This is a genomic window from Roseibium sp. FZY0029 (assembly GCF_036350355.1).
Classification (GTDB): Bacteria; Pseudomonadota; Alphaproteobacteria; order Rhizobiales; family Stappiaceae; genus Roseibium.
In genome coordinates this window covers 492,261-504,606 of sequence record NZ_JAZDVZ010000003.1, presented here as the reverse complement: position 1 = coordinate 504,606, position 12,346 = coordinate 492,261, and the positions used below count along the sequence as shown (strand labels likewise).

At 56.4% G+C, this 12,346-nt stretch carries 10 protein-coding genes and 1 tRNA gene; 8 read left to right on the top strand and 3 right to left on the bottom strand.

Annotation, left to right across the window (positions count from 1 at the left end; genetic code table 11):
- Positions 1-150 precede the first annotated feature (150 nt).
- The 6 genes from V1T76_RS10660 (at position 151) to V1T76_RS10635 (ending at position 6,071) form a co-directional block, all read left to right on the top strand.
- Positions 151-891: a TylF/MycF/NovP-related O-methyltransferase gene (locus tag V1T76_RS10660; RefSeq protein ID WP_330560637.1), complete on the top strand. Its 741-nt coding sequence runs from the start codon at positions 151-153 to the stop codon at positions 889-891.
- 232 nt (positions 892-1,123) lie between these two features.
- Positions 1,124-1,936: a ferredoxin--NADP reductase gene (locus V1T76_RS10655; RefSeq protein ID WP_330560636.1), complete on the top strand. Its 813-nt coding sequence runs from the start codon at positions 1,124-1,126 to the stop codon at positions 1,934-1,936.
- Between the two features lie 243 nt (positions 1,937-2,179).
- Complete coding sequence (locus tag V1T76_RS10650; protein ID WP_006931682.1) at positions 2,180-3,043, top strand: N-acetylneuraminate synthase family protein; 864 nt, start codon at positions 2,180-2,182, stop codon at positions 3,041-3,043.
- A gap of 63 nt (positions 3,044-3,106) precedes the next feature.
- Complete coding sequence (locus V1T76_RS10645) at positions 3,107-3,856, top strand: class I SAM-dependent methyltransferase (protein ID WP_330560635.1); 750 nt, start codon at positions 3,107-3,109, stop codon at positions 3,854-3,856.
- 31 nt (positions 3,857-3,887) lie between these two features.
- Positions 3,888-5,069, top strand: coding sequence for an acylneuraminate cytidylyltransferase (locus V1T76_RS10640; protein ID WP_330560634.1), 1,182 nt, complete (start codon positions 3,888-3,890; stop codon positions 5,067-5,069).
- A gap of 99 nt (positions 5,070-5,168) precedes the next feature.
- Entirely contained in the window at positions 5,169-6,071 is a 903-nt protein-coding gene (locus V1T76_RS10635; protein WP_330560633.1) for a class I SAM-dependent methyltransferase, read from the top strand.
- Positions 6,072-6,157: 86 nt separating this feature from the next.
- On the opposite strand, the gene V1T76_RS10630 is transcribed toward V1T76_RS10635, so the two are convergent.
- Positions 6,158-8,014 carry a tetratricopeptide repeat protein gene (locus V1T76_RS10630; RefSeq protein ID WP_330560632.1) on the bottom strand — a complete coding sequence of 619 codons (1,857 nt, stop codon included), beginning with the start codon at positions 8,012-8,014 and terminating at the stop codon, positions 6,158-6,160.
- 124 nt (positions 8,015-8,138) lie between these two features.
- A complete protein-coding gene (locus tag V1T76_RS10625; protein ID WP_330560631.1) occupies positions 8,139-8,627 on the bottom strand; it encodes a hypothetical protein in 489 nt (162 codons plus the stop codon).
- Positions 8,628-8,888: 261 nt separating this feature from the next.
- Between V1T76_RS10625 and V1T76_RS10620 the strand changes: the two genes are divergently transcribed.
- Positions 8,889-9,674 carry an ATP-grasp domain-containing protein gene (locus V1T76_RS10620; protein ID WP_330560630.1) on the top strand — a complete coding sequence of 262 codons (786 nt, stop codon included), beginning with the start codon at positions 8,889-8,891 and terminating at the stop codon, positions 9,672-9,674.
- 208 nt (positions 9,675-9,882) lie between these two features.
- Here the strand turns inward: V1T76_RS10620 and V1T76_RS10615 are convergent.
- Positions 9,883-9,957, bottom strand: a tRNA-Val gene (locus tag V1T76_RS10615).
- Positions 9,958-10,373: 416 nt separating this feature from the next.
- On the opposite strand from V1T76_RS10615, the gene V1T76_RS10610 reads away from it, so the two are divergent.
- Positions 10,374-12,329, top strand: a complete 1,956-nt coding sequence (locus V1T76_RS10610; RefSeq protein WP_330560629.1) for a DUF4139 domain-containing protein — start codon at positions 10,374-10,376, stop codon at positions 12,327-12,329.
- Positions 12,330-12,346 lie beyond the last annotated feature (17 nt).

Here is a 12,346-nt window from a genome sequence, read left to right as displayed (position 1 = left end):
AGGCCGTCACTGTCTCCCGCCGAATTTGCAGGCGGGAGACAGCGTGCCGAAAGAGGGCGCCCTCAACAATGGGCTCGGAAACCGACAATGGGATCATGTGGGCATATTTGATAAGAGGGTAGGAAAGGAACAGATTCCTGCGAGGGCCAGATGAAGTCAAAAACAGTGCTGACCAGTTCGAATTGGTCGGATACCGAAAAGGACTACGCAAAGCAAAGAGAGGAGTTGCTGGGCGGTGTCACGTCGCAGGAAGTGGCCGCGGCGCCCTTCGTATTTGCGGAAAGGCAGCTTGTCACCTCTGTGCTGACACGCATCGACCTCTTCAAGAAAGTTCTCGAGGTTCAGGGCGCGATTGTTGAGTGTGGTGTTCATCGAGCCAACTCCCTGTTCCTTTATTACCACCTCTCGACCATCCTTGAACCTTACAACTTCAACCGGAAAATCGTCGGTTTCGATACATTCGAGGGCTTTCGCAGCCTGTCGGAAAACGACGCTGCGGAGCTGAAGGAAACGGATTTCGCGGACACGAGCTTCGACCGTCTTCAAAGCTGGACCAGTCTTCAGGACCAGAATAGAGCCTTGCCGCACATTCCGAAGATCGATCTGGTGAAAGGGGATGCAACGGTAACGATACCGGCTTATGTCGCTGAAAACCCACACTTGATCATTGCGCTTCTATATCTCGACTTCGACATATATGAACCGACACGTGTCGCGCTGGAGCATCTTCTGCCGCTTGTGCCGAAAGGTGGCATTGTCGGTCTCGACGAAATCAACAGCAAGAAATGGCAGGGTGAGACCATCGCGCTTAAAGAGCAGGTGAAGATAGGATCTGTATCACTGAAGAAGTTCTACTACGATCCCTGGGTCAGTTACTACGAAGTCGAATGAATCCGTGTGTGGCCTGGTCTGCGGGGCTTTTACCGGACTTTACCGGTCAGTTCGGCCCTGAGCTTGGCGTGTCAGCCGCATCAGATTGCGAAAATCGGGTAATCGGTACTGCAATAAGAATTTTTTTTTGTCGTTTAGCGCTTTCGTGGTTCGCGCTTGCTTCAAGTCAAGGCAGGACTGGGCTAAAGGAGACACAATACGAATGTGCACAGATCCATGGACCTCAACTGACATGAATGTACTTGCCAAACCCGCCGATCTCGAAGCCGCCGCACCGGCCGGCGCTTTCGTCGAGGAAGTAAAATTCGTCCAGCATTACACGGACCACCTGTTCCGCTTTCGCATGACGCGTCCGGCGAGCTTCCGTTTCCGGTCCGGGGAATTCGTCATGATCGGCCTGATGATCGATGGCAAGCCGCTGTACCGCGCCTATTCCATCGCCAGCCCGGCTTGGGACGAAGAGCTCGAATTCTTTTCGATCAAGGTTCCGGACGGCCCGCTGACGTCGCATCTTCAGAAGATCCAGCCCGGTGATGCGGTGCTGATGAAGAAGAAGCCGACCGGCACGCTGGTGAACGATGCCCTCATTCCCGGCAAGCGCGTCTATATGTTCTCCACCGGAACCGGCATTGCACCGTTCGCTAGCCTGATCCGCGACCCGGATACCTACGAAAAATTCGACCAGGTTATCCTGACACATACCTGCCGCGAAGTTGCCGAGCTGAAATACGGTGAGGACCTTGTGCAGGAAACCATCAACGATCCGCTGATCGGTGAATTCGCGAAGGACAAGCTGGTGCATTACACCTCCGTGACCCGCGAAGATTTTCCCCGTCAGGGCCGGATCACGGACCTGATCAAGTCCGGCAAATTGTTCGAGGATCTCGGCGTGCCGCCGCTCGATCCGGCGGTCGACCGCGGCATGATCTGCGGTTCCATGGAAATGCTGAAGGACACCAAGGCTCTTCTGGAAGAAGCTGGTCTCACCGAAGGGGCCAACAACAAGCCTGCAGAGTTCGTTGTCGAACGTGCTTTTGTCGGCTGAGTCGGCGACAACCTAATTTGTTAATAATGCTTAGATCTTCGGCCGGGGGCGCGTGTTTAGCACGTGCCCCCGTAGCTTTATTAAGGGTCTATTGTGGGTTTTCCAAAGAAAGCAGAGCCGATGGCTCCTAATATGGGGTTCGCGGGTGGACAGACCTGATGGTGGGTGGCAAGAATCTGTTAAAAAATGGCAAGTCAGCAGGGCCACTTGAACGCTGCAGGCCAAACATCAAGGTACTGAGCCATGATTTCCGACAGTCGAACCTATGTGATTGCCGAAATCGGTATCAACCATAATGGCGATATCGATCAGGCCCTCGAAATGATCCGCAAATCGAAGGAGGCCGGGTGCGACGCTGTCAAATTTCAGAAGCGCACGGTTGATGTCGTCTATTCGGCGGAAGAGTTGGCACGTCCGCGTGAAAACGTCTTCGGCACGACGAACGGCGATCTGAAACGCGGTTTGGAATTCGGCAAGGCCGATTACGATCGTATCGACAAGCTGTGCAAGGAGCTTGGCATCGATTGGTTCGCTTCCCCCTGGGACGAAGGGTCCGTGGACTTCCTGCTGGACTACGACACGCCCTATATCAAGGTTGCCTCTGCCATGGTCACGGATCGTGACTTCCTTGAATACTGCGCGCGCAGTGGCCGCCCTTTGCTGGTTTCGACCGGCATGAGCGACATGGCGATGGTCAAGAGCTTTGTCGACGTGATCGAGCGCTCCGGCGGTGAGATCGCATGTCTCTATCACTGCACCTCCACGTATCCGACCCGTGATGACGAGATCAATCTGCGCGGCATCTCGACCCTGAAGGAAGCTTTCCCCCATTTGAAGATCGGGTTCTCCGGTCACGAGGAAGGCATTCTGCCAAGCGTCTGTGCGGCCGCTCTTGGCGCATGCTCGATAGAGCGCCATGTCACGCTTGACCGTTCCGATTGGGGCTCCGACCAGAAGGCGTCGCTCGAAATGCCGGAAGTCGCCGATATGGTCTCGCAGATCCGGCGGGTAGAGATTGTGCGCGGCGACGGTGTTCTGCGTTTTTATGAAGACGAGAAGCCGATCGCGGAAAAACTGCGCCGGAAAGTCACGCTGCAGGCGGCGTGAGACGGCAGATGTATTTGTGGGCTGACCGGAACCGGTCGGCCCTTTTTTGTTCAAGAGCTTTACATGTCCATCATTGATAGCTGCCTGAATCTCTACCGGGGGGAGAGCTACTACGTGGCGTATCCGGCCCGGCCGCTTCCCCAGGACTATTGGGAAGCGAAGAAGGATCCGGACGGCAGGGTCAGGGATATTGAAGCCGAGCGGGACCAGCGCAAGGAAGACGTGCGCTACATCGCTGACTACGTCAACGCGCGGGCACCCGGCCGGGTGCTGGATATCGGTTTTGGCCTCGGCGAGTTGCTGGAACAGGTGACCGGGCAGAACGACTGTTTCGGTCTGGACCCATCTCAGAAGGCTGTCGAGGTCGCCCGGCAATGGTGCTCCGCCGACCTTCGGCACGGCGTTCTGGAGAAGGACACGTTTCCGGCGAGCATGTTCGATGTGGTGACCGCCAACCATGTCATCGAACATGTCGATGAACCGATCCCCTTTGTTGAAACCATCTTCGAGATCCTGAAGCCCGGCGGGGACTTCATCTGCGGCACGCCGAACTTTGCCTCTGCGGCCGCGCGCGTCTATGGGGACCGTTTCAGGTTGCTGCACGACCCAACTCATGTGAGCCTGTTTTCGGACGATTCTCTTGTCAGGCTGCTGCGTGACACGGGCTTCCGCGTCGAAATGGTCGAATATCCCTATTTCGGAACGCGTTTTGCCACCCGCGAAACGTTCGACAGCATGGTGCGGGCTGATGCGGATGTGTCGCCTGCATTTTGGGGATCCTTCGTAACGGTCTTCGCGCGCAAGCCCGAGTAATCACAGCTTTCCCGAGGTGGTTGAGCAGAAAATGAAAATTGTAGCGGCCATACCTGCCAGAGGCGGTTCCGTTGGGCTACCGGGAAAGAACATCCGTCCCTTGAACGGTATTCCGCTTGTCGGGCGGACAGTGCGTGCCGCACGCGGATCACGCTTCGTGTCCGAGGTGTTCGTTTCAAGCGATTCAGCGGAGATCCTGACCGTCGGCGAGAAATACGGTGCAAAATCCGTTCTGCGCCCGGCGGAACTTTCCGGACCGACCGCGAGTTCGGAGTCCGCGCTGATCCATCTTCTCCAGAACGAACCAAGCCTGGTCAGCGAACCACCGGACATCTTGGTTTTCCTTCAGTGCACGGCGCCTTTCACACAGGCGCATCACGTCGATCATGTGGTGGAAGCCCTGCTTGCCAAGGAAGCGACAAGCGCTATCTCGGTTGTTGACGATCACGGCTTCTACTGGGAAGTCGGCCCCAACGGCGAAGGCGTGGGCCTGAACCACGACCCCAGCAAGCAGCGCGTCCGGCGGCAGGATATTTCCGCAAGATACCGCGAAAATGGCGCGGTCTATGCCATGCGTGTGCCGGAGTTCCTGGAAGCTGGAAACCGTTATTGCGGGAAAACGGTCCTGGTGCCGGTGGATTCGACCTGGATCGAAATAGACACTTCACAGGACTGGGATATGGCGGAGGCTTTTATCCGTTCTGAACCCTTCACCGGCTTCCTGACCGAGACCGAAACACCGCCCTTGCGGGCTCTGGTGACCGCCTTTGCCGGTGTCCACACCGATAACACGATTTTCGTCAATCGGGATGGCACCGAGTCCATTGTTTGCAACCGCTATGACGAGATCGGTCTCGACCGGCTGCTTGGCCGGGGCATGATGCTGCTGATGCTGGACCGGGAAGAGGATAGCCTGGCGGCCCAGCGCGCGCGCAAGCTTGCCATGGACTACAAGCACCACCTGTTCGACAAGATGGAAACCCTGTCGGACTGGCGCGCAAAAAAGGGACTGGACTGGTCCGAGATTGCTTATATCGGCGCAGACATTGCGGATCTGGATTGCATGAAAGCCTGCGGCCTCAGCATTGCCCCGCGCAACGCGCCGGCCGAGGTGAAGGCGACGGCAACCGTCGTTCTGGAAAGCGCTGGCGGTGCGGGTGTCCTGAACGAAGTCGCCGAACTGCTGATCGCACGCGGGATGATCGCAGGCTGACCTCGTTCCGGTGGTGTCGTCGAAGAACCTAGCCCCGGCGAGCGTGAAAGAAGCTCACGTGAAAGCCTGCCGGGCGGTTCATGATTGAAAAGGTGAATAATGGCCGTTGATCCCCTGAATCAAAACGTTTCGGTATTCGATACACTGCAGCAGCTCGGCCTTGCCTCCTTGGAAACGCAAAGCATTTTTTCGCCGAAGACTCGCGACAAAGACGGGTTGACCGTCTATCGCGACACGGTTTCCGGTGTCATATACATCAACGACTATTATGTCGGCGACGAAACCTATGAAGGCGCTGAACACCGCAAGGATGATTTCTACAAGCGCATTGACTGGGACTATGAATATCGGCAGGACCAGTTTCGGCGTCTGGATGCCTATACGCAGTTCTATACGGGCAAGACAATCACCGAGTTCGGGTGCTGGAAGGGGCTTTTCCTGCGGGAAGCGGCAAGCCGTGGCGCCAATGTGACCGGGATCGAGCTTCACAAGGGGTATATCGAAGCGCTCGTCTCCGATGGCTATCGCTGCGTCGACAATGCCAATCAGATCGCACCGGGCACACAGGACGCGGTCTTTGCCTTTCACGTTCTGGAGCATCTTCCCGATCCGCTATCCACTTTGCGGGACTTGCGGGCTCTCCTGACCGACAACGGAACACTTGTTGTCGAGGTACCGCATGCTTCCGATTTTCTGCTCTCCATACTTCAAAACGCAGCCTTCAGGGATTTCACCCTCTGGAGCCAGCATCTTGTTCTTCATACACGCGAAAGCCTGAAGCGTCTGCTCGCGGCAGTCGGCTTTGAGAATATCGTGATTGAAGGTGTGCAGCGCTATCCACTTTCCAACCATCTCGGCTGGCTTGCCAACGGCAAGCCCGGTGGCCACAAGTCGAGCCTGTCTGCTCTGGAGACGCCGGAACTGAGGTCTGCTTACGAGGCAGCGCTTCGCAAGATCGACGCGACAGATACGCTCGTAGCAATTGCCAGGAAGATTCGGTAAAGGATCAATCTAAAAAGCTTCAAACACACCGCTTGTGCGTATGTGCTCAGCCTGTTGAAACAGACATGAGTTCAGGCGCTGACCAGTTACAGCTCCAGCCGCTCCTTCCGCTTGTCTGGATAGCCTGCCGCCAGTTCTTCGCGTATGGTCTCGATGACTTGCGGCACCATGTCAACTATTGGCTTCGTTTCGTCGATGTGGATGTACTTCATGCTCGGATACCAGGGCGGATTGGCCTGGCCGAGCAACAAGGCAGGCTCAACCGGACCGAACCGCACACACGGAACGCCGAGAACGCCTGCCATGTCCGCGACGCTGGTATTGGCCGAGACGACGACATCGCAAATTGCGGTCAGGTCTGCTGCCGCAAGCAGGTCGTTGAACAGATCGATGTCCCGAAAGAAGGTGAACCGTCCCTCTGAGCGGGCCACCAGAAAATCGAGTTCCTTCTGCAAGGCCAAATACTGAAGATTGATGTAAATCGCATCTTCAGCATCCAGGATCGGCGCAAAGTCCGGAGCGGACAGGTAGTAGCGTGCCCGGTATTTCTCCAGGTTGCGCGAGCGCCAGGAGACGCCGATAACCGGCTTCTTGTCAGCGCCCGGCAACAGGCTGAGATAGTCCCGGGCCCTCTGCTGGTTGAATTTATAGACCGGGTAGGGAGCCTTTTCGTAGGCTTCGAAGCTTCGCCGGAAATAGCGCGCAAGATCGACTATGTTGGCGGTGATGTCGTAGTCTGCATCCTCCGGCGCCTGGTCTTCCTTCGATGTGCCGGGTCTGACAAGGATTTCCGGAAATGAATTCTGGAAGAAGGGAACGGACTTTGCGGAGACTTCCAGAATAAGCTTTTTCGCCCGCGCCTGAATGTCGAGAAACATCGTGCCGCATTTCAAAGCGTCACCCAGCCCCTGGTCGCCCCACAAAAGGACTGTCTTGTCCGAGATGTCCTCGCCTTGCCATTCCGGCTTCGGAAATTCGCGTCGCTGTGACGTAGCTTTCTTGTCTTCAAAACGCGCAGCGTGAATATCCCAGCCTGTTTCCAGATCCCCCTTGGACAGATAGGCAAGAGACAGGTTCCAGTCGAGGCCGGAAATCACGCCGCCGGGCGCTTCTGCCTTGGCCTGTTTCAACATGTCGATGCTGTCCTGGCTACGGCCGAGCATGAGATAGTGAACACCGAGCGTTACCTTGCAATGGTAGTTGCCCGGCGTGCCCTTCACCGCTTCTTCTGCATATTTCAGGCCTTCGTGCGTTCTTGAAAGCGAGAACAGAACGCGAGCCTTTTCATGGATCAGCAGCGGATTGTCCTGGAAGCGTTTCAGAGCCTTGTCGATCGCCTCCAGCGAAGCATCGAATTGCTTCAGTTCCAGCCGGCACCGGGCCTGCTCGATGCAGTTCTCGACATTATCCGGTGCAAGTAACTCCGCCCGCTGGAAGAACTTGAGCGCGTCTTCGTACCGCTTGCTCTTGCGCAGCAACAGGCCATAATTGGTGAAGATTTCGCCGTAGTTCGGGTGGGCCACGATCAGGCCTTTGAAGATCTCTTCGGCCGCTTCAAACTGCTTCAGACCTGTCAGCGCGATTGCCTTGATGTTGAGCGCCTCGCGCTCCGCCGGATTGAGCGAAAGGGCCTTTTCCGAAACGGCGAGCATGCTTTCCGAATCCGTGCCGATGTCCATCATCGCGCGGGCAAGGTTGGCATAGAACGAAGCCTGCTTCGGGTTCTGCGCAATCGCCTTCTGGATATATTCGACAGCTTTCTGGGGGGATCCCAATTGCCGGTAGGTAACGCCCAGCAGGTTGAGCGCATCGGGATTGGTCGGCGCCTTTTTCAGAACCAGCTTGTAGCACCGCTGTGCCTTTTCGATCTCTCCGGACTGATGATAGGACAGTCCCTTGACGAGCTTTTCACGTAAAGGATTTTGAGCGGTTTGCGTGGCCATATTCTATCTGCTCTTTGGGAATCACTTCAGCCAGAATAACAGGAAGGGTTCAGAAAGGCAGGCACGCAGGCCAGACAACCAGGATTACCTTGGGGATTGAAACCGAAATCTTGCCGGAGCGCGTTTACTGCCGGCGAAACTGCTGCGATTGAAATTGCTGGCGCTGGTATTGTTGCGGTTGTCCCCGTTGCGGCCTGTAGTCTTCGCGCTGAAATTGCTGGCGCTGGTAGTAAGACCTATTCTGCGGCAGACCGAAGCGCCGCTGTCTTTCGAGTTGCAGCAGGCGAACTCTTTCCTCACGCAGTTGCTGAATGCGTTGAGCCTCTTCCAGTTTACGTCTTTCCTGTGCCAGCCGTTGTCGCTCGAGCTCCAAAATAAGCATCTGCTGCTGCAGCAGCGACTGGTTGATCTGCTGTTGCTCCTCGGTCAGCAAGGACGCATCTGGAAACTGCGGATCTTGCACTGTTTGCGCAAATGCAAAGAGTGCGAACGCAAAGGCCGCAGCAAATACCAAAAATGCCAAAGCTGTGTTGGTCGTGGAGCGTAACATGTCTTCCATGCCCAATGCCGGAGCAGGGGCTTCGTTGGCGGGCAGCATGGCACCGGACAACATCCGGCTCACCCGATCATCAGGATCCGCTCAACGGAACGGACACCGCCAGTATACACACTCACCATTTCCGGGGCTGATCTTCAGCCAAATTTGCCCAGCTTTCTCGCAAGACTTGCAATTGTCGTGAACCAGGTCACTCCAAAGTCGTAAAAATGGTAGTGCTTGATTTGAAACTAGATAAAGAAAATCGTGGGCGAGTTTGATACTGGAAAGTCCGCTCAATTGAAAAGATATTTTTAACCAGCCCAATTGGTCAACGCGATGCAATGGATACTTCAAAGATTCGAGGATACCTGCAAGCTGGGCGAGGCGCTGGACCAGCTCGGCATCTCATACACATGGCACAAGGTCGTTCCCTTTGTTGGGGATCTTGTCCCTGAACCTGTTGTTGCAGATCCTGATCGTGTTGTTCTGTTCGGCTCTTATTCCCTATGGAGGTATGCCGGTTCCAAAGGGTATCGGCCAGGTGTATTCAAGCTGCGGCCATTCGTTCACGAGCAAGATTGGCATCCCTTTCTTCTCAATGGGGCGGATGCGCTTTTCCTTACCCTTCAAGAGGTGCCGGAGAAGCTTGCAGATGAAGAACGACAATGGTTTGTGCGTCCCGTGGGGGACAGCAAGGAAGAGCCTGGCAACGTAAAGACAAGCAGCGAGCTAATCTGGTTGGCTGAACAGGTGCTTCTGCTGAACGAAGCAGAAATACCGAACGGCTCCTTGCGACACGACACTCGTCTTATGCTCACCGAGCCCGTCCAAATCTTGAAAGAGTGGCGCATCTGGGTCGTGGATGAGCAGGTTGTAACGTGGTCACTTTACAAGGAAGGGCAACGCGTCGTTTACCGGCACGAGATCGATGAGGATGCGCTGGAATTCGCCCAACACATGGTGGACGTGAACCCAGGCTACGCTCAAGCCTACGTAATCGACGTGTGTCGCACTGGGGATGGACTGAAACTGCTTGAAGCCAACTGCATTAATGCTGCTGGATTTTACGCCGCCGACCTGGTGAAGCTCGCGTCTGCTATTGATCAACTGGGGCGCACATAAATAGCTCGCCGAAGTTCGTAGGGGTGTCTCGCATCAGCCTGGTAAAAACAGAATACTCAGTCACCCGGGGATCTTGTGAAGGCGGGAGTAAAACAATTTTGCGCAAAGCCCAATGGGCCACGAATCTCCAAAGCTTCGCGCACACGCAAAACGAGCCTAAGTTTCCCGCAATAGTATCCGACAGACTGAATCTTTTATTCTTTGAGAATGGTGGGCGATACTGGGATTGAACCAGTGACCTTTCCGGTGTGAACGGAACGCTCTCCCGCTGAGCTAATCGCCCATGCCTTGGCGGCTGGTGGCGCGTATCTAGGGCAAATCTGCTGCTTGCGCAACACTCTTTTTGCCGAACCTGTTTCTGGTTTCAGTGCTTTGCAGTCCTTTAGGCTTGTTGACCAGCGATTACGGCCCTCGCTTGCGAGACTGGAGGAAATAGCACGCCAAAATGAGGAAGAAGCCCGGGGAATGAGTCGGGACGATTTGACTACCGAGCGTGCGTTCAAACGGGGAAGTACGCTGTCGGATTTTCTGTGCTTGAGTGCTCCGCGACTGGACGAGAGACGTGGAAAGATCCCGGATAATAGGGGGGCAGGGGTTTGCCTCGTCAGATTATGTCAGGAGGCGGCCCTCTGCTTCCCGAAAAGGCCGTATTTAAGGCAGACGATCATCGCCACCGATTGTTTTTTGGAGTGTTTTTAAATGATTACGCGCGTTTCTTCCTTCACGCTCGTGTGCCTGTTTCTGCCCTCAGCGGCATTTGCTGCGGATAACGGGCCCATTACAAGCATTACGCTTTCCTCCGGCGGTCTCGCCGAAGTGGTGCGCAAGGCGGACATTGATAGCAGCGGCCTTATCAACATGACCGTGCCGCTCGAACAGGTCAACGATGTACTGAAGAGCATTGTCGTGTTCGATGAGGCGGGCGTTGTCGAAGGCATCACGCTGCCGGGCCCGAATCCGCTGGCGGAAACCTTCAAGAACCTGCCGTTCACCGTGGAAGACCTGCAGTCGCCAGCACGCCTTCTGGCAAAATTGCAGGGCACGCAGGTGCGCCTGGAAAAGGCCGGCTCCACGGTCGAAGGGCTTGTTCTCGGGGTGTCGGTGCAGGACGATGGAGACAAGGGGCAGTCCCATGTCGTCTCGGTTCTCAGTGATGGCCGCATCACCGGTGTTGGACTGTCCGCTGACACCGAAGTTACGTTTCTCGATGAAGACATTCAGCAGAAGGTCGCCAAGGCCTTGTCGGCAGTGGGCAACGGCAAGTCGGACGGTGCACGCACGGTCGCGCTGAAGGTGGCAGGTGAGGGGGAGCGAGAAGTTGCCGTTTCCTATGTTGTGCCGGCCCCCATCTGGAAGACGGCCTACCGGGTGGTGACCATGGCGGACGACAAGGCTCGGCTGCAGGCCTGGGCGGTGCTCGAAAACGCCAGCGGGGAAGACTGGGACGGTGTCAGGATCACGCTGTCGTCCGGCGCTCCGGTGACGCTGAAACAACGGCTCCATGACCTCTACTGGAAGCAGCGGCAGGAAGTGCCGGTGGACGTGTCCAGCGGATATGTCCCACCTGTCGACATGGGGGCGGAGCCACAATTCGATGTTGCCGAAAGCGAGGCCCGCATGCCGGGGGTTCCGCGGTCCAGTTTCATCGCATCCGCCGTCGCGCCGGAAATGGTTCTCAACATGGCGGCCGCCAATGTGGGCGAGGTAAGCGAGGGCGCGGTGACGGCCTCGTTCACAATTCCATGGCCGGTCGATCTTGAAAGCGGGGAAACCCTGTCGGCGCCGATCGTCGACAAGGTCGTTTCTGCCGAAACGGTGTCCGTGTTCCGGCCGGAAAGCGGTCTGCAGCATCCGATTGCAGCCATCCTGATCAAGAACGAGACCGAAACCAGCCTGCCGCAGGGCATTCTGACGGTCTATGACGAGAAGGAAGGCTATGTTGGCGATGCGCAGATCAGCGGCATGCCCTCGGGCGAAAGCCGCATGGCAAGCTTTGCGACCGACAAGAAGGTCAGGATTGCGCAGTCGACGACGGCCGACAGCCAGATCGTCTCGATCAAGGTCAGCGATGGCGTTTTGAACGCCACGGTGCGCGAGCAATCGTCAACGCAATATGCAATCAAGGGAGCCCCGGACGGTGACCGGACGATTGTCATCGAGCAGGCCAAACGTCCCGGCTGGACGTTTTCTTCCGTCCAGGAACTGGACAGCACAGTCACCCATCATCGTCTGAAGGTCGAAGTGCCCGCCGGCAAGACCGAGACGGTTTCGGCGCTGCAGGAACGGACCTTGTCGGAGACCTATTCGCTGATGTCCACGGATGCCGGCCAGTTGCTTTACCTCTCCAAACGCTCGCCGGACAAGGAAACCGCCGAAAAGTTGCACGAACTGTCGGAACTTCAGAACGAGATCGCCCAGATCGAGCGTCAGCTCCAGCGCCTGCGGCTGGAAAAGGATGAAGAGACCCGCGACCAGGAACGGCATCGGGCCAATCTGGCAGCTCTAGAGCCAGGGGCCGATCTCTACAAGCGCGCCGCGCGCAAGCTCGAGGAAAGTGAAACGCGGATCGAGGCTGTCGACACGCAGATCGCGGACCTTTCCGTGCGCCGGGAAGAAATCCGCGAAACCCTGGGCGATGCCATCAGAACGTTCTGAACGTACGCTGCATCGGT

Bases quoted from the DNA above. Each gene is read 5' to 3' on its own strand.
- V1T76_RS10635 (WP_330560633.1), top strand. From the start codon at position 5,169: ATGGCCGTTGATCCCCTGAATCAAAACGTTTCGGTATTCGATACACTG.
- V1T76_RS10625 (WP_330560631.1), bottom strand. From the start codon at position 8,627: ATGTTGTCCGGTGCCATGCTGCCCGCCAACGAAGCCCCTGCTCCGGCA.
- V1T76_RS10650 (WP_006931682.1), top strand. From the start codon at position 2,180: ATGATTTCCGACAGTCGAACCTATGTGATTGCCGAAATCGGTATCAAC.
- V1T76_RS10660 (WP_330560637.1), top strand. From the start codon at position 151: ATGAAGTCAAAAACAGTGCTGACCAGTTCGAATTGGTCGGATACCGAA.
- V1T76_RS10655 (WP_330560636.1), top strand. From the start codon at position 1,124: ATGAATGTACTTGCCAAACCCGCCGATCTCGAAGCCGCCGCACCGGCC.
- V1T76_RS10610 (WP_330560629.1), top strand. From the start codon at position 10,374: ATGATTACGCGCGTTTCTTCCTTCACGCTCGTGTGCCTGTTTCTGCCC.
- V1T76_RS10645 (WP_330560635.1), top strand. From the start codon at position 3,107: ATGTCCATCATTGATAGCTGCCTGAATCTCTACCGGGGGGAGAGCTAC.
- V1T76_RS10620 (WP_330560630.1), top strand. From the start codon at position 8,889: ATGCAATGGATACTTCAAAGATTCGAGGATACCTGCAAGCTGGGCGAG.
- V1T76_RS10640 (WP_330560634.1), top strand. From the start codon at position 3,888: ATGAAAATTGTAGCGGCCATACCTGCCAGAGGCGGTTCCGTTGGGCTA.
- V1T76_RS10630 (WP_330560632.1), bottom strand. From the start codon at position 8,014: ATGGCCACGCAAACCGCTCAAAATCCTTTACGTGAAAAGCTCGTCAAG.